General features: G+C 63.1%; 16 protein-coding genes. 11 read left to right on the top strand and 5 right to left on the bottom strand.

Translation table 11 applies throughout. The features are described from left to right. Nucleotides 1-3: 3 nt before the first annotated feature. Nucleotides 4-2,277, top strand: a complete 2,274-nt coding sequence (locus EK373_RS01425) for a VTT domain-containing protein (protein ID WP_129640969.1) — start codon at nucleotides 4-6, stop codon at nucleotides 2,275-2,277. Continuing rightward, nucleotides 2,249-3,049, top strand: a complete 801-nt coding sequence (locus EK373_RS01420) for an endonuclease/exonuclease/phosphatase family protein (RefSeq protein WP_129640968.1) — start codon at nucleotides 2,249-2,251, stop codon at nucleotides 3,047-3,049. Before EK373_RS01425 ends, EK373_RS01420 begins: the two co-directional genes overlap by 29 nt. Here EK373_RS01420 and EK373_RS01415 read toward each other — a convergent pair. Both EK373_RS01415 and folE read right to left on the bottom strand, forming a co-directional pair. Further along, entirely contained in the window at nucleotides 3,046-3,795 is a 750-nt protein-coding gene (locus EK373_RS01415; protein WP_129640967.1) for a hypothetical protein, read from the bottom strand. The genes EK373_RS01420 and EK373_RS01415 overlap by 4 nt on opposite strands. A gap of 132 nt (nucleotides 3,796-3,927) precedes the next feature. Beyond that, nucleotides 3,928-4,575, bottom strand: coding sequence for a GTP cyclohydrolase I FolE (gene folE / locus EK373_RS01410; RefSeq protein ID WP_129640966.1), 648 nt, complete (start codon nucleotides 4,573-4,575; stop codon nucleotides 3,928-3,930). Between the two features lie 80 nt (nucleotides 4,576-4,655). Between folE and EK373_RS01405 the strand changes: the two genes are divergently transcribed. Together EK373_RS01405 and EK373_RS01400 are read left to right on the top strand one after the other, a co-directional pair. Next, nucleotides 4,656-5,234 (top strand): SRPBCC family protein, encoded by a 579-nt coding sequence (locus tag EK373_RS01405; RefSeq protein WP_129640965.1) that lies wholly within the window; start codon nucleotides 4,656-4,658, stop codon nucleotides 5,232-5,234. A 62-nt stretch (nucleotides 5,235-5,296) separates the two neighbouring features. Further along, on the top strand, nucleotides 5,297-6,103 hold the full coding sequence (locus tag EK373_RS01400) for a M48 family metallopeptidase (protein WP_129640964.1): 807 nt from the start codon (nucleotides 5,297-5,299) through the stop codon (nucleotides 6,101-6,103). Between the two features lie 18 nt (nucleotides 6,104-6,121). Here the strand turns inward: EK373_RS01400 and EK373_RS01395 are convergent, their stop codons facing one another. Both EK373_RS01395 and EK373_RS01390 read right to left on the bottom strand, forming a co-directional pair. Next, nucleotides 6,122-6,445: a hypothetical protein gene (locus EK373_RS01395; protein ID WP_129640963.1), complete on the bottom strand. Its 324-nt coding sequence runs from the start codon at nucleotides 6,443-6,445 to the stop codon at nucleotides 6,122-6,124. A 97-nt stretch (nucleotides 6,446-6,542) separates the two neighbouring features. Beyond that, a complete protein-coding gene (locus EK373_RS01390) occupies nucleotides 6,543-6,800 on the bottom strand; it encodes an EF-hand domain-containing protein (RefSeq protein ID WP_129640962.1) in 258 nt (85 codons plus the stop codon). 290 nt (nucleotides 6,801-7,090) lie between these two features. Between EK373_RS01390 and EK373_RS01385 the strand changes: the two genes are divergently transcribed. Continuing rightward, nucleotides 7,091-7,819 (top strand): response regulator transcription factor, encoded by a 729-nt coding sequence (locus EK373_RS01385; RefSeq protein WP_129640961.1) that lies wholly within the window; start codon nucleotides 7,091-7,093, stop codon nucleotides 7,817-7,819. Nucleotides 7,820-7,851: 32 nt separating this feature from the next. Further along, complete coding sequence (locus EK373_RS01380; RefSeq protein WP_129640960.1) at nucleotides 7,852-9,207, top strand: ATP-binding protein; 1,356 nt, start codon at nucleotides 7,852-7,854, stop codon at nucleotides 9,205-9,207. On the opposite strand, the gene EK373_RS01375 is transcribed toward EK373_RS01380, so the two are convergent. Next, entirely contained in the window at nucleotides 9,204-9,686 is a 483-nt protein-coding gene (locus EK373_RS01375) for a hypothetical protein (protein ID WP_129640959.1), read from the bottom strand. The two genes, EK373_RS01380 and EK373_RS01375, sit on opposite strands and share 4 nt — an antisense overlap. Before the next feature lie 209 nt (nucleotides 9,687-9,895). Here EK373_RS01375 and EK373_RS01370 point away from each other — a divergent pair, with 209 nt between their 5' ends. The 5 genes from EK373_RS01370 (at nucleotide 9,896) to uvrA (ending at nucleotide 20,209) form a co-directional block, all read left to right on the top strand. Beyond that, complete coding sequence (locus EK373_RS01370; protein WP_129640958.1) at nucleotides 9,896-10,135, top strand: hypothetical protein; 240 nt, start codon at nucleotides 9,896-9,898, stop codon at nucleotides 10,133-10,135. Between the two features lie 98 nt (nucleotides 10,136-10,233). Then, complete coding sequence (gene aroQ, locus EK373_RS01365) at nucleotides 10,234-11,505, top strand: gamma subclass chorismate mutase AroQ (protein WP_129640957.1); 1,272 nt, start codon at nucleotides 10,234-10,236, stop codon at nucleotides 11,503-11,505. Nucleotides 11,506-11,628: 123 nt separating this feature from the next. Further along, on the top strand, nucleotides 11,629-12,210 hold the full coding sequence (locus tag EK373_RS01360) for a LemA family protein (protein WP_129640956.1): 582 nt from the start codon (nucleotides 11,629-11,631) through the stop codon (nucleotides 12,208-12,210). Between the two features lie 16 nt (nucleotides 12,211-12,226). Continuing rightward, a complete protein-coding gene (locus tag EK373_RS01355; RefSeq protein WP_129640955.1) occupies nucleotides 12,227-14,155 on the top strand; it encodes a M48 family metallopeptidase in 1,929 nt (642 codons plus the stop codon). A 267-nt stretch (nucleotides 14,156-14,422) separates the two neighbouring features. Then, complete coding sequence (gene uvrA / locus EK373_RS01350; protein WP_129640954.1) at nucleotides 14,423-20,209, top strand: excinuclease ABC subunit UvrA; 5,787 nt, start codon at nucleotides 14,423-14,425, stop codon at nucleotides 20,207-20,209. Nucleotides 20,210-20,420: the final 211 nt, after the last annotated feature.

Raw genomic sequence — 20,420 nt, 5'->3', positions numbered from 1 at the left:
ATCATGACCTTGCCCGCTGCTCCATCGACTTTGCTCCAGCCCGGCCGCAATTGCTGGCGCGTGGAGAAGGCGCAGCGTGCGGCGTTTCTGGTCGACGGCGACGATTACTTCCGCGCCTTCGTGGAAGCCGCGCGCAAGGCGAAGCGATCCATCCTGATCTCGGGCTGGGATTTCCACAGCCGCACGCGCCTGCTGTGCCGTGATCGGCAGGATTGCGAGCTGGAGCTGGGCGATTTCTTGAACGGTCTGGCGCGTCGTAACCGACACCTGCACATCCACATCCTGATCTGGGACTACCCGGTGATTTTCGGACTGGATCGCGAGTGGGCGCCGTTCTACGGCCTGGGCTGGAAGCCGCACCGGCGCGTGCATTTTCGCTATGACAACACGCATCCCACCGGCGGCTCGCATCACCAGAAGATCGTCGTGATCGACGATGCGGTTGCCTTCAACGGCGGCATCGATCTGACCTGTCGACGCTGGGACACCAACGATCACTCGCCCGACAACGAGCATCGACACGTGAAAGGAACCGCCTATCCGCCGTTTCACGACTTGATGATGGCGGTCGAAGGCGACGTTGCGGGGTCGTTGGGCGATATCGTGCGCGAACGCTGGCGCAAGGCGACGGGCGAGGTGTTGCAGCCGCCAGCGGCGCAGCGGCGTGTGTTCCGCCGCAGAGCTGCGGCGGAGGAAATGAAAACATCCCGCTGGCCGCAGTCGCTGAATGCGCATCTCAGCGAGGTGGAGGTTGGCATTTCGCGCACCGCGCCCGCGGTCAACGGCGATCCCGGCATAAGAGAAATCGAGTCCCTGTATCTCGACATGATCGCTGCCGCCAGGAACAGCATCTATATCGAGAACCAGTATTTCACAGCCGATAAGGTCGGCGATGCACTGGCTGCCCGGCTCGCCGAGCCCGACGGTCCTGAGATCATCGTCGTATTGCGCGAGCTGAGTCATGGCTGGCTGGAAGAGCTCACCATGCAGACGCTGCGTACGCGCCTGGTCCAGAAGCTGCGCGACGCCGATAAATACAATCGTTTCCGCGCCTGCTATCCCTTCATTGCCGGGTTGAAGGAAGGCACCTGCATCGACGTTCACTCCAAGATGATCGTGATCGACGACGACATGGTGCGGATCGGCTCCGCGAATCTCGCCAATCGTTCCATGGGTATGGATACCGAGTGCGACCTGACCATCGAGGCACGCGGTCGCAAGGACATACAACAGCAGATCTGCGGTCTGCGTTCGTTGCTGCTGGCGGAACACCTGGGCTTTGATGTGCAGCAGGTGAGTGAAGCGGTCGCGAACACCGGCAACCTGCGTGACGCGATCGACCAGCTGCATCGTGACGATCGCACGCTGAAGCCGCTGAATGAATTGCCGCAGGTTTCCGAGACGCTGCTGAATGTCATCAGCGTCGCCGATCCGGAGAAGCCGGTCGGTCTCGCGGACCTGGCGCAGATTTTCAGTCCACGCAGCCCGGAGGCGAGCATGGCGGACGCCCATCCTGGCGCGTTCGTGACCAATCGTTCGGAGGCGAACGAGCCGTCGGAGGCGCTCGGTACAAGTGGCCCCGCGTGGGGAAAGATCGCCGCCATGGCGGCGGTCGTGATCGCACTGACCGCGTTGTGGAAGTTCACGCCGCTGCACGTGTATCTCGAAGGCAATCGCATCATGGGCTGGGCCCGGGATGTCGGCCAGACCTGGTGGGTGCCGATCCTGACCGTGCTCGCGTTCACGCCAGCCTCGTATGTGATGTTTCCAAGACCGCTCATCACGTTGTTTGCTGTCATTGCGTACGGGCCCATCTGGGGTTTCGTCATTGCCATGACCGGCATTCAAGTCGCCGCATGGTCGTCGTACGTTGCGGGCAAGCGGCTCGATCCCGGTACCGTGCGACGCATGGCCGGTGCGAAGCTGGACAAGATTCTGCAGGTGTTGCGCCGTCGCGGCCTGCTGGCGATGACGGCGCTGAGGCTGGTGCCGCTGGCGCCCTTCGCCGTCGAAGGGGTGGTTGCCGGCGCGATCCGCATGCGCCTGTGGGAGTTCATGCTAGGGACGGCGATCGGTATCCTGCCAGGCACGCTCACCTCGACGGTGTTCGGCGACCAGCTCTCGACCTGGCTCGATGATCCTCGCCGCATCAACTATTGGGCGATCGCGTTCGTGCTGATTCTGCTCGGCGGCGCCACCTGGCTGGTGCGGCGCTGGCTGCTATCGGCAGCCTCGACGTCCTCACGACATGGCGTCAGCGACCCGCGCACTGTCTGATGCCGAAGTCCCGGCCGAGGCAGCTGAGGCGCCCGCGCCCGGCGTGCGCCGGATTTCCATCGGCTCGTACAACATTCACAGCTGCGTGGGGCTCGATCGGCGCCGCTCGCCTTCGCGCATCGCCGACGTGCTCAGAGAGTTGAATTGCGACATCTATGCGCTGCAGGAAGTCGACAACGAGCCCGGCGATGAGGAGGACTCGCAGCAGCTCGAATATCTATCCGAAGCGATGCACATGGCCGCCATTCCCGGGCTGCGCATCGTGCGCCACAGCGGCGAGTACGGCAACGCGTTGCTGACGCGGTTCCCCGTCATCAGCGTGCACCGACATGATCTGAGTTACGGCAAATGGTTGGAGCCGCGCGGTGCAATCGATGTCGAATTGGATGTCGGCGGTCGCGCGCTGCGTGTGATCGCCACGCATCTTGGACTCAGCCGATCGGAGCGTCGCTTTCAATGGCGGCAGTTACTGGCGGCAATCGCAGCGTCACCGCCCGAGCATCCCACTGTCGTGCTCGGCGACATGAATGAATGGTTTCCAAGCGCGGGCACGCTGCGAGACGCGCACAAGATTCTGGGTGAAGCGCTGGCGCCGCCGGAGTTTCCTTCGTTCTGGCCGTTCCTGGCGCTGACCAGGATCTGGGTGCGGCCGGTGCACGCCATCGTTTCAGTGAAAGCGCACAGCACGCCGCTCGCCAAACGAGCATCGGATCATCTGCCGCTGCGAGCGGAGATCGATGTCGAGCGCTTCGCCCTGCGCGCGCCGACTTAATGCGACGCGAGTATTCGCGACTTGCTCGTTTCGTACTGGTCTTCGGTCAGCACGCCTAACTCGCGCAGCCGATGATGCTCACGCATTTCATCCCGCAGGAATTGATGAGGCGGCTGCGGCCGTGCGGCCTTCGCCGCGTTGATGCTCTTGATGAGCTCGACGAAGAATTTCTTGCCTTCGCGCGCACTGCCGATTGCGCCGGTCACGCTCACCAAGGTCACGCCGCCGTGAACGCTGGTGAACTCGAGCGATTCGGTGGTGCGCCGTAGAAACATCAGCGCCGAGCCAAGCGAGGCGAGCAGTGCGGCCACTGCAGTCAGCGGCACGGGGTGGATCCACTCGGTCCCGCTCTTCGGCCATAGCATCCACAGCGCGCAAGTGGCGAGCCCCGCCAGGCTGATCGCGAGCGCCAGCCAGAACCAGGCGATGTGACGCACGATCACCGGCTTTGCATTGGCGAAACGCAGATCGAAATCGTATTTGCACGGCTCGATGTCGGGGCGCGTGAGCTGCACGGCCAGGAAATGTTCGTCGAGCAGGCCCAGTTGCGTAGAACAGCCGCGCAGTTTGCTGGCGAGCGTATAGCTCATGCGCGTCGGGCGGTGCGGGCGCTTCTTGGGCGCGATGAGGCTGTCGTCGTCGTGACCCGTGTCGAGGGATATATGTTCTGCGCGTGCGCGGACAGGGCGGGGTTCGGGCTCCTGCATCATCGTTTCTGCCACCGCGTTCACATCTGACCTCTGCATCCGACCGTCGTTGTTCTTCGAAGGTGACCGGCCTCGATGCTAGGACTGTGACGGAGTTGCTAACGAGAACGCCGTCACACTCGCGGCGTGAGCGTGAGGAATTGCGGGAGTCCCCGACGTCGAGTGTTAAATCTAGCCGCTCGAGATGTCGATGAAGCGCAGGAATTCGTTGCGGGTGCGTGCGTCTTCGCGGAAGTCGCCCAGCATTTTACTCGTGATCATCGACACGCCCCGCTTGTGCACGCCGCGGGTGGTCATGCATTGATGGATCGCGTCGATCACGACACCCACGCCACGCGGCTTGAGCACGTCGTCGATGCAGCGGGCGATTTGCGCGGTGAGCTTCTCCTGGACCTGGAAGCGCCGTGCGTAACCGTCGACGACTCGGGCCAGCTTGCTGATGCCCACGACCTTGTTGGTCGGCAGATAGCCCACGTGCGCACGGCCGATGATGGGCGCCATGTGATGCTCGCAGTGGGATTCGAACTCGATGTTTCGCAGCACGACCATCTCGTCGTAACCGGCCACTTCCTCGAAGGTGCGGCGCAGATAGTCGGCGGGGTCGCTCAGATAGCCGGAAAACCAGTCGCGATAGGCGTGGACGACGCGCTTGGGCGTGTCACGCAAGCCTTCCCGCAACGGATCTTCTCCCGCCCAGCGCAGCAGCGTCTCGACCGCCTGACGCGCCTCCTGTTCGCTCACCGTCGGCGCCTGCACGTGTGCCTCGGGCAGGCCGTTATCGGCAGGTTTTCGGGTGCGATGGCTTTTTTTCTGGCTCATGGACGCTAGGTTACCATCCTTCGCCCGCAGGGATTACCATGCGCGGTCCGCAGCGGTGAGTCCCTGGAGAGGAAACAATAATGCGTGTACGCCTGATCGCGACGGCTGTCCTGGGCGCTTTATCGGTGACCGGCGCGGCGCGCGCCGAGATCGTCAGCGCCGGGCCGAGCGGCTTCAATCTGCGCCACACGGCCGAGACGCCGAATGTCGCGCCGCCGGTCATTTGGGCCGCGCTTGCCGATGTCGCGAAATGGTGGGATCCCGAGCACACCTACTCGGGCGATGCGCGCAATCTTTCGCTAGAGCCTCATGTGCGGGGTTGTTTCTGCGAGAAGCTGAGCTTGTATGCCGGCATCGAGCACGGCACCGTCGTGTATGCGCAGCCCGCCAAAACATTGCGAGTCAACGGCGCGCTCGGGCCGTTGCAGGAATTCGGCGTAAACGGCGTGATGACGTGGCAGATCGAGTCGGCGGCGGGCGGCTCTCGCATCACGTTCACATACAACGTCGGTGGCTTCGCCGACCGGCCGCTGGCCGACTGGGCGCCCATCGTCGACGAAGTGCTGGGCGGCCAATTGCAGCGCCTGGCGCGGTACGTGACCAACGGCAATCCTGAAGCACCGAAAGAAGCGCCCAAACAGGAACCGTCCAAGCCATAGTGAACTAGTGACATCAGAGCGGACAGATTTAGAATCTGTCCCGAACGGTTCTGGAGGATTTCATGCGCATACGCTCCCTGGTCATTGCTGCTGTCGCCGTGCTGGCGACCGCCTGTCAGAGCGTGCAGACCACGCAGCCCGGTGCGATCGGCGTCACTCGCAAGCAGATGATGGCGGTCTCATCCGAGCAGGTGGACGAGGGCGCCAAGGTTGCTTACGACCAGGAAGTGAACAAGGCGCGCCAGGCTGGCGCGTTGAACAAGGACAAACAAGTCTACGATCGGGTGCAGAAGATTTCGCAGCGCCTGATCCCACAGACCAGGACGTTTCGTCCCGACGCCACCGGCTGGAATTGGGAAGTCAACGTGCAGAGCTCCGAGGACGTGAACGCGTACTGCATGCCCGGCGGCAAGATCATGGTCTACACCGGCCTGATCGATACGATCAAGCCGAGCGATGCCGAGCTCGCCGCCGTCATCGGTCACGAAATCGCGCACGCGTTGCGCGAACACTCACGCGAACGCTTGTCTCGCGCCTATGCTGAACAGCTGGTGCTCGCCGGTGTGGCTGTGGCCACTGGCGCCGAGGCGACGACGATGCAAATCGCCAGTCAGGTTTCGGCTGTGACATTTACGCTGCCGCACAGTCGCGAGCAGGAAGCCGAGGCCGATCGCATCGGTCTGGAATTGATGGCGCGCGCGGGCTATGACCCGAACGCGGCCGTCACGCTGTGGCAGAAGATGAGCAAGGCGGGCGGCGGCGGTCCGCCGGAATTCCTGAGCACCCACCCGTCGGGCGAGTCGCGTATTCGCGATCTCGAAAAGAACGTGCCGCTGGTGCTGCCGTTGTATCAGGCAGCCGCGAAATAACCTGGATTTGGCTGGGGCTTACTGGCTGGCGGCCATCCCGATCGCAATCACGGCGACGACGATGGCCACCACGGCGGTGCCGCCCAGCCACAGCGATTGACGGTGCAGAGCGGTAGCCGCTCGCGTCAGATTCGCCAGCTGCTGCGCCATTTCGTTGACCAGCTCGGCCTGACGCCGCTCGTTTTCTTCCAGGCGTAACACACGCCTGATCAGCTCATCGCTGTCGTTGGGAACCGGCGCCACTTCCGGCGGCGGCATTTGTTTGGTGCGTTTCAGGAGCTCGCGCGACACATCGACGATGGAAGGCACGAGCTGCACGATTTGTAACCAGGGTACGGCCATAGATCAAGGGTAGCAGAGACGACGAGGCCCTACCGCACCGTCACTGGCAGGCGCGATAGGGCCGGTTGCTGAACGAAAACGAAAACGGCAGTGCGCCTCAGCTCTTGGTGCGAGCCGTGAATTCCGTCTTGCTCAGGTAGCCATCGCCGTTGGTGTCGGCCGAGGCGAAGCTGTCCGCCAGCGATTTGTCGGCGGCCGCTTCAGTCTTGCTGAGCTGGGCATCGCCGTTCTTGTCCAGGGAGTCGAAGGTCGCCGCGGAGGATTTCATCGAGTGATCCTTTTTGTCCTTGTTGTCGCCGGCGAACGCAGTCACGGACAGCAGGGCCGCTGCCAGGAATGCAATCAATTTGGTCATGATCGTCTCCTCGTTGATCGAGCTTGTTGATCCAGATAGGCGCGTCTCGTCTCATCTCGCCCGGGCGGGGAGGGAACGCGGAGGCTTAAAACGGGGTTCCGACGGCGCGGAGCGCATCCTGCGGGAATGAGCTGGCGAGAGAAAACGCCGGACATCCGCTGTAGGGCAACGGCATGCATCGACGGGGTTGCACAAAACGAAGTATCGTCCCGCCCGGTCAAACCTGCCTGTAGGCAGAACTTGACGAAACTTCGCAACCCGCGCTTTTTTGGTGTGCCATGGTCCAGCCCATGACCTTGCCTGCTTCCGTTTTGATCGTGGATGACGACCGCGAGCTGGGTCAGATGCTCACCGAGTATCTGACCGGCGAAGGCTTCCAGGTGTCCATCGTGCGCGATGGCGCCGACGCCCTCGAGCGTCTCACCGGCGAGTCGCACCCTTTCGATCTGGTGATCCTCGACGTGATGTTGCCCTCGCTCAGCGGCTTCGAGGTGCTGCGTCGTCTGCGTCACAGCCTGTCGGTGCCCGTCATCATGTTGACGGCGCACGGCGCCGACGTGGATCGCATCGTCGGCCTGGAGCTGGGCGCCGATGACTACCTCTCGAAACCTTTCAATCCGCGCGAGCTGGTGGCTCGCGTGCGTGCCGTGCTCCGGCGATTCTCGCCGCGTGATGCCGATACACCGGCGCATCCCGTGAGCGTCGGCCCGTTGCGCCTCGACCCGGCCACCTTCGAAGTCACATTGTCCGGTGAATCGGTGCGGCTGACCGGCACCGAGCTGCGGCTGCTCGAAGTGTTGATGCGAGCGGTCGGACAAGTGCAATCGCGCGAATCGCTGACGGAGCGAGTACTCGGCCGCCGGCTCACTCCTTATGACCGCAGCATCGATACTCACGTGAGCAACTTGCGTCGCAAGCTCGGCTTGGGTGAGAACGGCTTGCCTGAGATTCGTAGTATTCGTGGCGCGGGCTACGTGCTGATCGCCACCGGCGAAGTGCGTGCCGAGCAACGTGTCTGAGCGGTTGCCCATAGCGCGGCTCTGAGGCTCCAGTGCGCTCGCTGTTCCTTCGCATCTTCCTGTCGTTCTGGGTGGCGACGCTGCTGGTGCTCGCCACCACCGCGGCCGTGGCCTGGTATCGCTTTCAACGCGATCAGACGGCTTCGCCCAACATTCGACAACTCGCTTCGGAAGCACAGAACCGGCTGCTGGTCGGCGGCATGAAGGATCTGTATGCCTGGATCGAGAGCGCCGAAGATCGTTTTCCCGGGCGGCACATCTATGTGGTGCGTCCGGATGGTCAGGACATTCTGCAACGTCCGCTGCCGCCGACTTATCGCAGTTACGCAAATCGGTTGAAGGACGCGGGCTTCTTCGGCCGCGAGCCGCCGCCCAACGGGCGCGACGATCCGCTGTTGCTGACGCCGCTGTTCACCGATCGCGACGGCACTGTTTATACAGTGATGATCGGCCAGCGCTCGCCGATCAGTCCACTGCAGGCATCGGATGTGCGATTGGTGGTGTTCGCGTTCGCGCTGGTCATCAGCGGTCTGGTGTGCTGGTGGCTGGCGCACTACATCAGCAAGCCGTTGGAACGTCTGCAGTCGAGCGCACGCTCGCTGGCGGCCGGGAATCTCGATGAAAGAGTGGGCGAGGAGTTCTCGAGCCGTCGCGACGAGCTGGGCGTACTGGCGCGAGACTTCGACGCCATGGCGGACCACATCCGCACCCTGATCGCATCGAGAGAAGATCTGTTGCGGGCGATGTCGCACGAGCTGCGCTCGCCGCTGGCCCGGCTGCGTGTGGCATCGGGCCTGGCGCGCCGCCCGCAGGCGGACATCGTCAAACAACTGGATCGCATCGAGCTCGAGGCCGAGCGCCTCGATACTCTGATCGGTCAGATGTTGCAGCTGTCGCAGCTGCGCTCATACAAGCCGACGTTGCCGCTCGAGCCCATCGATGTGACCACTCTGTTGAACGAGGTGGTCGAAGACGCACGTCTGGAAGCAAGCGCCGCCGACAAGAACGTCGATTGGACGCCGGGCGAAAGCCTCTGGCTCAATGGCGATCACGACCTCATGCGCAGCGCCATCGAAAACGTCCTGCGTAATGCCGTGCGCTTTACCAAGCCGGGCACAGCCGTGGCGGTGTCACTGGTTCGCGAGCACCGCGATGCCTTGATTGCGATCGAGGATCACGGTCCGGGCGTGCCGGAAGCCGAGCTGGCGCACATCTTCGAGCCCTTCTATCGAGTTGCCGAATCGCGCGATCGGGATTCGGGCGGCACCGGCATTGGCCTGGCGATCACTGCGCGCGTCGTCGGCTTATATAAAGGCCAGGTGCGTGCCCAGAACGCGGCGACTGGTGGTTTGCGGGTGGAAATCAGGCTGCCGCTGCGACGGGACTAGACCTTGTCGTGCCCCTTCACGTCATGTTGCGAGACCGCGTGACTGCGTAGCGCTTGAGCGCGATCGCGTATCGCAGCGATCTCTTCGGCGCTTGCTTCCTTGTTGCCAGCTCTTGCTCTCAACACTTTGCCCTGCTGATCGAACTCGAGCTCGATGGTGTCGTTCGAATTGAGCGCGGCGCCGCTGTATTTCATCAAGCGCGCGCCAAGGAACTCATAAGTGGCGGTTTGTGACGTCGCCTGACGTGTCTCCTCCAGGCTCTGAATTTTTCCTTCCTTGAATTTCGCGCTGTAAGTCGCCGCGATTCCGCCCGGTGCAAACGAGCCGTGAAATTCGTCCATCGATCCTTGCGCCGGATCGGCAGCGCTTTGCTCGACGAGCGCTGTGCTCGGCGCTGTCGCCGGCTTGGGTTCTTTCGAGCAAGCGGCGGCGAGCAGCAGCGTCGCGATGAGCAGCGGAATTCTGATTGTGGTCAGCATTGGTGCAACGTTCTCTATTTGAGCGCCGAGTGCAAGAGGTTCCGTCGTCTGTAGCCGGCGACAAGCGCACGACATAAAACCGCGCCGCCTCGAGGCGTGGCATTCGAGCATCGCACGTGACGCGCGAACGTGATTTGCCTCACACGGCGGCTCGATCACTTCCTCTAGTCTGCCCGCGACTTTCCCACGGATCTCTTTGGAGGACATCGATGAGCGCCGCCAGCCCCGCCCAGACTCAGGTTCGTCGCACAGCCGCGGCCGCGCCTTCCCGAGCTCCGCAGCAGGAACAAGCGACGACGCGGGTGTATGACTTTTCCAAGCCGCGCGGCGAGGACGAGATTCGCGTGAACCTGGCCGACGTGCCGGTCATGCACACGGCCATCGAGGCCGATGTGTTCGAGCCCACGCTGCTGAGCCGGCTGTTCGATCTGTTTGGACCGCGTCGCTAAGCGGCCGATCGTTGCTTGAAAGACCCGCCGGCGACCCGGCGGGTTTTGCTTTTTTGTCTGAAGCGAAGTGCTACATTTCCCCGCCTCGAGGGGAAAGCATGTCACTGCACAAACGCATTTGGATCGCGCTCGCGATGCTGTTCACGGCCAACATCGGCGTCGCTGCGAGCTTTAGCGGGCCGAATGACGTGGCTCGCGTGTTCGACCTGATGCAGCAGCGGCTCGAGCTGATGCGCTCGGTCGCAGCCTGGAAGTTCGCAAACCACGTGCCTGTAGCCGACCCCACCCGCGAGCAACAAGTTCTCGACGCGACCGTTGCCCAAGCGCAGCGCCTCGGCATCGACGCCGCGCCGGCGCGCGAGCTGTTCTCGCTGCAGATCCGCATGGCGCGTGACGTGCAGGAGCACTTCATTGAGTCATGGAAGATTCAGCAGCCAGTCAACGAGCCGATCCGGGATTTGAAGAATGAGATTCGTCCGGAGTTGGACCGCCTCGGAAACGAGCTGCTGCGCTCCGTCTATCTCGCGTTGCCCGAGCTGATGACGGACGGCTTTGCCACTCGCTATCGACCGCAAGCCGCAAAGATCGTCATGCCGGGGTTGCAAAAGGATGATCAAGAATCGTTGTTGAAAGCAGTGAGCCGGCTGCGTCCGTCCGCGATGCCAGTGCTCGAACGAATCGCAGCCAGCAAAGTGCTGCGCATCGGCATGACCGGGGACTACGCGCCGTTTACGCTGGAGCGTGGCGGCGAGCTTTCCGGCGCTGACGTGCAGATGGGCGAGGCGCTGGCGAAATCGCTGGGCGCGCAACCGCAGTTTGTGAGCACGAGCTGGAGCACGCTGATGCGGGACTACCAGGCACAGCGCTTCGATATCGCGCTCGGTGGAGTCAGCATCACGCCGGAACGCGCCAAGCTTGCCGCGTTCTCCGTTCCCTATCATCAGGGCGGCAAGACAGCCATCGTTCGCTGTGGCACCGAGACGCGCTTCGACACCGTCGAAGAAATCGATCGTCCCGAGGTGCGTGTCGTCGTGAACCCCGGTGGCACCAACCAGCAGTTCGTGCGCGAGCGGCTGAGTCGCGCGCAGGTCACCGTGCATCCGGACAATCGCACGATCTTTGCTGAGATCGCGGGCGGTCGAGCGGATGTCATGGTGACCGATGACGTTGAGGTTGACTTGCAGGCGCGCCGTGACAAACGACTGTGTCGCGCGACTTCGGCCACGTTCACTCGCGGTGACAAGGCGATCCTGCTGCCGCGAGAGGAAGCGCTCCGCGGCCAGGTCGATCGGTGGTTGCAAGATCAGATCACCAGTGGGGCGGTGCAAGCCTGGTTGGAAGGCGCGCTCGCCGCGTCAGCTGTGAACTGAGTCACTTAACCGGTGCGGGCGAAGCCCGTTTGCCGGTCGCGGGCGGCCGTTGGCCGGCGAGCCGCTCGAGAGCCGGGCGCATTGGGTATGCTTTGATGCGGCATTTGCCGTGGAGGTCGTCAGATGGGCTGGATCGTTTTCATCGTCATCGTCCTGATCGCGCTTTTTTTCATTTCCATCTACAACAAGCTGGTCGGCGGCCGGAACGCGTACAAGAATGCGTTCGCGCAGATCGACGTGCAGCTCACGCGCCGTCATGACCTGATCCCGAACCTGGTGGAAACGGCGAAGGGCTACATGAAGCACGAGCGCGAGACGCTCGAAGCGGTGATCACTGCTCGTAACGCCGCGGTCGTCGGCTTGAAGAATGCCGCCGCGAATCCGACCGATCCCAATGCCGTTCAACAGCTGTCCGGTGCGGAGAACGCGCTGAGCGGCGCGCTGGGCCGGCTGTTCGCGCTGGCCGAAGCCTATCCGGACCTGAAGGCCAACCAGAACATGATGCAGGTGTCGGAAGAGCTGACCTCGACCGAGAACAAAGTCGCGTTCGCGCGGCAGGCGTTCAACGATGCCGTGATGACGTACAACAACAGCCGCGAAATGTTCCCGAACAGCATCGTCGCCAACATGTTCTCGTTCCTGCCGGCGCAGCTGCTGGAGATCGAGTCGCCCGAGAAGCGCGCGGTGCCGGTGGTCAAGTTCTGACAACCCGGTCCGGCGCATGAACTTCTTCGAGCGACAGGAACAGTCGCGACGTACGACCCGCTGGCTCGTCGTGCTGTTCGTCGCCGCCGTGCTGGCCGTGGCGGCGGCGGTCAATGCGGTCGTGTGCTTCGTGCTGTCTCTGGGAGAAGCAAACCGGACCGGCTATTCGCCGACGATGGGTGAGTGGATGAGCGCTCACCCGGGCACGGTGTTGCTCACGACGCTGGTGGTGGTGGGCATCATCGCGCTGGCGAGCCTCTACAAAACTGTGGTGCTGGGTGGCGGCGGCGGTGTGGTCGCGCGCTCGCTCGGTGGCGTGCGTGTCTCGCCGGATACCACCGATCCGCAGCAACGCCGCTTGCTCAACGTCGTCGAAGAAATGGCGATCGCCTCGGGTGTGCCCATGCCAGAGGTCTACTTGCTGGAGCAGGAGACCGGCATCAATGCTTTCGCCGCCGGTCACAATCCGGCGAACGCAGCGATTGGGGTCACGCGCGGCACGCTGACGACGCTGAATCGCGCCGAGCTGCAAGGCGTGATCGCACATGAGTTCAGTCACATCTTGAATGGCGACATGCGGCTGAACATTCGGCTGATGGGTTTGCTGTTCGGGTTGCTGGTGATCGCGCTGATCGGCCGCACCGTGCTCCGGCTCTCCTCCGGCGGCCGCGACTCCAAGAAGGCGATGCCGGTGCTGCTGGTGGCCCTCGCGGTGATGGTTGTCGGGTACATCGGCTTGTTCTTCGGTCGCCTCATCCAGGCTGCGGTGTCTCGCAGCCGCGAGTCGTTGGCTGACGCGTCGGCCGTGCAGTTCACGCGCGATCCCACTGGCTTGCGGGGGGCGCTGGTGAAAATAGGCGCGCTTTCGGGCGGGTCGAGGATCGGTAATTTGGAAGTCGAAGAAGTCGCGCACATGCTGTTCGCGCCGGGCATGAACCGGTTCTTTGCCACGCATCCGGCGCTGGAAGATCGGCTCAAAGCGATCGATCCGCGCTTCGATCCAAAAGAATTCGAGCGTGCTCGAGCAGAAATGGCGCGTCTCGCCGAACAGAAGAATGCGGACGCAGCTCCGAAACAAACATCCGCGGAGCGCTTGGATTCGTTGATCAACGTGCCTGGCGGCGCCGCGTCGGCCAGCGTCGCGGCACTGGTCGGCAATCCCGGCACGATTCATATGCAAGTGGCGCGGGACATTCGCAAATCACTACCCGACGAGATCGTCTCCGCCAGCCGCCATCCGCAGTCGGCGCGCACGCTGATGTTGGCGTTGGCGCTCGATGCGAATTCCGAAGCGCGTGAGAGACAGCGGCAATTCATCAGCCAGCAGCTGGGTGTTCAAACGGCGGACGACCTGGCTGAGCTGCTGAGCGCTGTCGATGCGCTCGAGCCTGAGCAACGCATGCCGGCGTTGCTGGGGGCAGTTCCAGCGCTGCGTCAGCTGACGCGAGACGAGCGCATGCAGCTGATGTCGACGTTGAACGGGATGCTGCAGCGGGAAGGGCGGGTTTCCTTGCAGAGCTACGTGCTTCGCAAGCTCGCGCAAGTGCATCTGAACGATGACCTGAATCCCGTCGCTCGCACCCGGCAGCTGCCGTTGAGCGCCGTGCAGAAGGACATTCAGGTGCTGTTTTCGGTGCTCGCTCAGCACGGCCACTCTGACGCCGCGACGTCCCGTCGCGCCTATGAAGTGGGCGTGCACCACCTGCTGCCGCGAGAGCGGCCGTCCTTCGTAAATCTGGCGCACTGGGCGCAGCCGCTCGACCTGGCGCTGAGCCGGCTGGATCAGTTGGCGCCCATCATGAAGGAGCAACTGGTCGAGGCGCTGGTCAAGACGGTCACCCACGATCAAAAGCTGACGCTCGGCGAGGCCGAACTGCTCCGGGCGGTCTGCGCCACGGTCCACTGTCCGCTGCCGCCGCTGGTAACGTCCGCGACAGATACCTAGCGGAAGGCCAGCCCCGGGTACATGGATGTACCCCGCCGCTTGCGGCGGCGAGCGACAAAAGTCACGCCTTTTGGCGCCTCGCACGAGGGTCGTGGCAGGATGCCCGATCCCTCGTTTTAACTAGACAAAGGCTGACAGCTTTCGGGGATTCAATGCGCCCTCGATTGGGCGCGTGGTTGAAGCTGCGCTTACAATCCGCATCTACTCCTCCCGGGTCCCCGGTTCCGTTTTTCCTACAGTGTTCATGGCCTTTGGCCATGGGTGAGCATGTCCCAGTCCATCGTCATTCGTGGCGCGCGCCAGAACAACCTCAAGAACTTGCACCTCGAGCTGCCCACCGGCGAGCTGATCGTCGTTACCGGCGTGTCCGGGTCGGGCAAGTCCTCGCTGGTGTTCGATACTTTGTACGCCGAAGGGCAGCGCCGGTACGTCGAGACCTTCTCGCCGTACGCGCGTCAGTTCCTGGACCGCATGGATCGTCCGCAAGTCGAGCGCATCGACGGCATTCCGCCGGCCATCGCCATCGATCAGACCAATCCGGTGCGGACCTCGCGCTCCACCGTGGGCACGATGACTGAGCTCAACGACCATTTGAAGTTGTTGTTCTCTCGCGCCGCGCAGGTGTATTGCCGCCAGTGCGCAGCGCCGGTGAAGCGCGACTCGGCGCAAAGCATTTATGAAGAGTTGAGCGAACGGCTGCAGGCACATGGACATGCCTCCGCACGCGTGGTTGTCACATTCCCTGTGCCGGTGCCGGCCAACTTCGGCGAGGCCGAAGTGCTGAGCTTGCTGGAGAAGCAGGGCTATACGCGCTTGTTCCAGCGCATCGAGAACCGTGCAGCGCTCGTTGAACCCACCAAGAGCAAGAAGAAATCGGCGAAGAAGGCACGCAAGAGCGCCGAGGAGCAGGCAAGCGTCGTCCTGGAAATGACTCAGGACCGCTTCCGCTTCGATAACACGGATCGCGAACGAGTGATCGAGGCGCTCGAAGCCGCGTTGCGCGTGGGTCGGGGCCGAGTCGCGGTGCACGTCCTGGAAGCGTCGAATGGTAGTGCCCGCGCGGCCGAGAACGAAACGCCCGCGATCGCTGCGACGTGGCGATTCTCTTCGGATCTGCACTGCGCCGATTGTGATATTCACTACCGCGAGCCGACGCCGAGCCTGTTCTCGTTCAACTCGCCGCTGGGTGCGTGCGAGTCGTGCCGTGGCTTCGGTCGCATCATCGGCATCGACTTCGGCCTGATCGTGCCCGATGAAAGCAAGACGCTGAAGGGCGGTGCGATCCGTCCGTGGCAAACCGAGTCGTATCGCGAGTGCCAGGACGATCTGATCAAGTACGCGCGTAAAAGAAACATTCCCATCGATGTGCCGTGGCGCGACCTGACCGAGGAGCAACGGCAATGGGTGCTCGAAGGCGAGGGCAGCTGGGAAGACAAGCTGTGGTACGGCGTGCGCCGTTTCTTCGCCTGGCTCGAAACCAAATCCTACAAGATGCACATTCGCGTCTTGTTGTCGAAATACCGCGCTTACACGCCGTGTACGGCGTGCGATGGCGCGCGGCTGAAGACGGATGCGTTGGTGTGGCGTCTCGGCACGAAGGCGGACGCCAAGGCCGTGTTACCCGACAACTTGCGGTTCAAGCCGAACGGCGTGCAATGGACCGGCCAGCAGCTCGCGGAACTGCCCGGCATCGGCATTCACGAGCTGATGCTGTTGCCCATCGATCGTTGCAAACAATTTTTCGATCGGCTGGCCCTGCCCGCACCGCTGGATGAAGCGAGCGACCTGGTCCTGCGCGAAATCCGCGGGCGCTTCGGTTATTTGCTCGATGTGGGGCTCGGCTATCTAACGCTCGATCGTCAGTCGCGCACGCTGTCGGGCGGCGAAGTGCAACGAATCAATCTGACCACGGCGCTCGGCACGTCGCTGGTCAATACCTTGTTCGTGCTGGATGAGCCGTCGATCGGCTTGCACCCGCGCGACATGGGGCGCGTCATCGATGTGATGCGTCGCTTGAAGGCGGCGGGCAATTCGCTGGTCGTCGTCGAGCACGATCCGCAAGTCATGCAGGCCGCCGATCGGCTGATCGATGTCGGCCCCGGGCCGGGCGAGAAGGGCGGTGAGATCGTGTTCTTCGGTGAGCCGTCCGAGCTGAAGAAGGCGGAGCGCTCGCTCACCGCGGATTACCTGCTCGGCCGCAAGCAGGTCAGCGAAGTGTCGCCTGATGCCGCTCAAGCTGCGCCGAGTGCCTTGCTCACAGTGAAGGGCGCGCGGCAGCACAATCTCAAGGGCATCGACGTCTCCATTCCCTTGCAACGCCTGGTGTGCGTCACCGGCGTTTCGGGCTCGGGCAAGTCGACCTTGATTCAAGATGTGCTGTATCCGGCGCTGCTCAAGCATTTCGGCAAGCCGACGGAAGCGCCGGGCGAGCACGACAGCATCAAGGGCGCGGAACACATCAGTGCAGTCGTGATGGTCGATCAAACTTCGATCGGCCGCACGACGCGTTCCAATCCGGCCAGCTACGTTGGCGCGTTCGACGCGATCCGCAAGCTGTTCGCCAATGAACCGCTCGCGAAGGAGCGCGCCTATACCATCGGCACCTTCAGCTTCAACTCCGGCAACGGGCGCTGCCCGACGTGCGGCGGCAATGGCTTCGAGCATGTCGAGATGCAATTCCTGTCCGACGTGTATCTGCGCTGTGCGGACTGTAACGGCCGGCGTTATCGCGGCGAGATCCTCGAAGTTACCTTGAACCGCGGACCCGGTCCGGGCCGTAGCATCGCCGATGTGCTCGACATGACGGTGTCGGAAGCGGTGGAGTTCTTCGCCGGTGAACGCGAAGTGCTGGCTACGTTGCGGCCGCTCGCCGAAGTGGGTTTGGATTATCTGCGGCTCGGTCAACCGGTGCCGACGCTCTCCGGTGGCGAAGCGCAGCGCTTGAAACTGGCGGGGCACCTGGCCGAAAGCGCGACCGTCAGGTCGTCCGACGACGCCACGCCCGGCAAGTTGTTCCTATTCGACGAGCCCACGACCGGCCTGCACTTCGACGACATCGCCAAGTTGTTGCGTGCCTTCCGCCGCCTGATCGCGGCCGGCCATTCGTTGCTGGTGATCGAGCACAACCTCGACGTGATCGCGGCGTCGGACTGGCTGATCGATCTGGGGCCCGAAGGCGGTGAGGCAGGCGGTGAAGTCATCGCTGTCGGCACGCCGGCGGAAGTGATGAAGGCGCCGGGATCGCACACCGGCAAGGCTCTTCGAGAAATCGAGAGCGGCTGGAACATCGCCGATCAGCGCACGGTCGTGCCGTTGGCCGCTTCCGCTCATCGTCCGCGCGCGAACACGATCAGCATCCACGGCGCTCGTGAGCACAATCTCAAGAACGTCGATGTCGAGCTGCCGCGCGACAAGTTCACAGTCGTCACCGGTGTGTCCGGCTCGGGCAAGTCGACGCTCGCGTTCGACATCGTGTTCGGTGAAGGGCAACGTCGTTATCTCGAATCGCTCAACGCCTATGCACGGCAGTTCGTGCAGCCGTCCTCGCGTCCCGATGTGGATGCGATCTTCGGCATTCCGCCGACCGTCGCGATCGAACAGCGCACCAGCCGCGGCGGCCGCAAGAGCACCGTGGCGACGCTGACCGAGATCTATCACTTCCTGCGTCTGCTGTACGTGAAGCTGGGCACTCAGTATTGCCCGGAGTGCGATGTGCCGATCGAGCCACAGAGCTTCGAATCGATCTTCGCTCGCATCTGCCGTGACTATCGCGGCAAGAGCGTGAGCCTGCTCGCACCGCTGGTCGTGGCCCGCAAAGGCTTCTATACCGATCTCGCCGCCTGGGCCGCAAAGAAAGGCTACGAACAATTGCGTGTCGACGGTGAGTTGCTGCCGACGCAGAACTGGCCGCGCTTGTCGCGATTCCAGGAGCACACGATCGAGTTGCCGGTCGCGACCGTGCAGGTCTCGGCTCGCAACGAGCGTGAGCTGCGTGAGGCGTTGACCACCGCGCTGGACTTCGGCAAGGGCGTGGTCCACTTGCTCGATGAAAGCGTCAAGGTGAAGAAGGCCCCGGTGGCGAAGAAGGTTGCGAAGGGCAGCAACGTCCTGGCGGCGAACGCCGGCCTGTCCATCTTCTCGACGCGCCGCGCCTGCCCTTCCTGCGCCAAGAGCTTCGCCGAGCTCGATCCGCGGTTGTTCTCGTTCAACTCCAAGCATGGTTGGTGCGCAGACTGCTATGGCACTGGCTTGCAGATACGAGGCTTCGATGAGGAGCAGAGCGGCGAGGAGATCTGGTGGAACGAGTGGTTCGAGCAGGAGGCCGAGGTTTGCGAGAGCTGCGAGGGCGAGCGGCTCAATCCGATCGCTCGCAACGTCCGCTTCCGCGATCAGTCGATCGCGGCGGTGACCGGGCAGTCGGTTTCCGACATGCGCAAGCAATTCAACACGCTGAAGCTGAAAGGCCGCGAAGGCGAGATCGCGCGTGACGTGCTCACCGAGATCCACTCGCGGCTGGCGTTCCTCGAGGACGTAGGGTTGGGATATCTCGCACTGGATCGCTCGGCGCCGACATTGTCGGGCGGCGAAGCGCAGCGTATTCGGCTGGCCGCGCAGCTCGGCTCGAACCTGCAGGGCGTCTGTTACATCCTGGACGAGCCGACCATCGGCCTGCACCCGCGTGACAATCGCATTCTGCTGGACACGCTCGACAAGTTGGCCGCCAAGGGCAATTCGCTGCTGGTCGTCGAGCACGACGAAGAAACTATTCGTCGCGCGGACTACGTGCTCGATCTCGGGCCAGGCGCGGGTACGCGAGGCGGACGTGTCGTGGCGGCGGGCACGGCGAGCGAGTTGGAGCGCTCGCCCGAGTCGATCACCGGGCGCTTGCTGGCGCAGCCGCTACAGCATCCCATCGGCAACCGTCGCGAAGTGACCTCACGAGCGCCGGCGCTGGTCGTCAAGGAAGCATCGCTGCACAACCTGCGGAAACAAACGTGCAGGGTGCCGCTGGACCGACTGACCGTCGTCACCGGCGTTTCCGGATCGGGCAAGTCCACCATGGCGCGCGACGTGCTTCACGACAACTTGCGTGCGGCGCTGGGCCGTCGCAAGGGCGCGAAGCTCGAATGGCGCGGCTGTAAAGAGATCACGGGCTGGGATCAGATCGAGCGCATTCTCGAAGTGGACCAGACGCCGATCGGCAAGACGCCGCGCTCGTGCCCGGCGACTTACATCGGCTTCTGGGACGCAATTCGTAAAGTGTTCGCCGAGACGCCGGAAGCGCGCATGCGCGGTTACACGCCATCGCGATTCTCGTTCAACACCGCTGGCGGCCGCTGCGAGGCGTGCGAAGGCCAGGGCATGCGCAAGATCGAGATGAGCTTCCTGCCCGACGTGCGCGTGGTTTGCGACAGCTGCGGCGGACGCCGCTTCAATCACGACACGCTCAGCGTGCAGTACAAGGGCCGAAGCATCGGCGATGTATTGATGATGAGCATCGACGAAGCGGTCGACTTTTTCAGCGCGCACACGCGCATTCATCACTGTCTGCGCCTGTTGCAGGATGTGGGCCTCGGCTATCTCACGTTGGGACAGCAGAGCCCGACCCTGTCGGGCGGCGAGGCCCAGCGCATCAAGCTGGTGACCGAGCTGTCGAAGGTGCGGGAGTCGAGGATGTTGCGCACCCCGGAACCGGGCGAGGTCGTCGAGAAGCTGCCGGGAACGCTGTATGTGCTCGACGAGCCCACGGTCGGCTTGCACATGGCCGATGTCGAGAAGTTGATCCGCGTCCTGCACCGGTTGGTCGATGCGGGCAACACGGTAGTGGTGATCGAGCACGATCTGGATGTGATCGCCGAAGCCGACTGGATCATCGATCTGGGTCCGGAAGGCGGCGCCGAGGGCGGCAAGGTGGTCGTGCAGGGCTCGCCCGATGACATATTGCGTGCGGCTCGCGAGTCGCACACCGCACGCATTCTGAAGGAGTTTTTGCGCGACCGTGCCCAAGCGACGGGGGCCAGGCCGACAGCGCAGCGGCGTCTGGCGTCTCTCTAAAGAAATTCGGTCGCTGTGTACACCGACCCGCCGGCGGAAGTCCGACAGCCTGTCGCCGGCCTGGGTCGGGTGGCGCCACTAACCAAAGTTAGTAGCGTCGTCTCATAGCGCGCGGCAGGCGTGCTCCTACGGTTGTCTTCCAGCAACATTGCGTCCTAATAGGCTTGTGCGCTGGCGGATTTGTCACGTCCAGTGCATCGCAAATCGGTAT

Origin of the sequence: Peristeroidobacter agariperforans (assembly GCF_004138335.1) — a bacterium.
In the GTDB taxonomy this organism is placed as follows: Bacteria; Pseudomonadota; Gammaproteobacteria; order Steroidobacterales; family Steroidobacteraceae; genus Steroidobacter; species Steroidobacter agariperforans.
Note: the sequence above shows the minus strand (reverse complement) of the source record. Positions and strands in the feature narration are given on the sequence as shown.

What these genes read in the sequence shown, in the direction of transcription:
- EK373_RS01425 (WP_129640969.1), top strand. Translation starts at nt 4, where the DNA reads ATGACCTTGCCCGCTGCTCCATCGACTTTGCTCCAGCCCGGCCGCAAT.
- EK373_RS01385 (WP_129640961.1), top strand. Translation starts at nt 7,091, where the DNA reads ATGACCTTGCCTGCTTCCGTTTTGATCGTGGATGACGACCGCGAGCTG.
- folE (WP_129640966.1), bottom strand. Translation starts at nt 4,575, where the DNA reads ATGAGCCAGAAAAAAAGCCATCGCACCCGAAAACCTGCCGATAACGGC.
- EK373_RS01415 (WP_129640967.1), bottom strand. Translation starts at nt 3,795, where the DNA reads ATGCAGAGGTCAGATGTGAACGCGGTGGCAGAAACGATGATGCAGGAG.
- EK373_RS01420 (WP_129640968.1), top strand. Translation starts at nt 2,249, where the DNA reads ATGGCGTCAGCGACCCGCGCACTGTCTGATGCCGAAGTCCCGGCCGAG.
- EK373_RS01390 (WP_129640962.1), bottom strand. Translation starts at nt 6,800, where the DNA reads ATGACCAAATTGATTGCATTCCTGGCAGCGGCCCTGCTGTCCGTGACT.
- aroQ (WP_129640957.1), top strand. Translation starts at nt 10,234, where the DNA reads ATGTCACTGCACAAACGCATTTGGATCGCGCTCGCGATGCTGTTCACG.
- EK373_RS01395 (WP_129640963.1), bottom strand. Translation starts at nt 6,445, where the DNA reads ATGGCCGTACCCTGGTTACAAATCGTGCAGCTCGTGCCTTCCATCGTC.
- EK373_RS01370 (WP_129640958.1), top strand. Translation starts at nt 9,896, where the DNA reads ATGAGCGCCGCCAGCCCCGCCCAGACTCAGGTTCGTCGCACAGCCGCG.
- EK373_RS01375 (WP_129640959.1), bottom strand. Translation starts at nt 9,686, where the DNA reads ATGCTGACCACAATCAGAATTCCGCTGCTCATCGCGACGCTGCTGCTC.
- uvrA (WP_129640954.1), top strand. Translation starts at nt 14,423, where the DNA reads ATGTCCCAGTCCATCGTCATTCGTGGCGCGCGCCAGAACAACCTCAAG.
- EK373_RS01360 (WP_129640956.1), top strand. Translation starts at nt 11,629, where the DNA reads ATGGGCTGGATCGTTTTCATCGTCATCGTCCTGATCGCGCTTTTTTTC.
- EK373_RS01355 (WP_129640955.1), top strand. Translation starts at nt 12,227, where the DNA reads ATGAACTTCTTCGAGCGACAGGAACAGTCGCGACGTACGACCCGCTGG.
- EK373_RS01405 (WP_129640965.1), top strand. Translation starts at nt 4,656, where the DNA reads ATGCGTGTACGCCTGATCGCGACGGCTGTCCTGGGCGCTTTATCGGTG.
- EK373_RS01400 (WP_129640964.1), top strand. Translation starts at nt 5,297, where the DNA reads ATGCGCATACGCTCCCTGGTCATTGCTGCTGTCGCCGTGCTGGCGACC.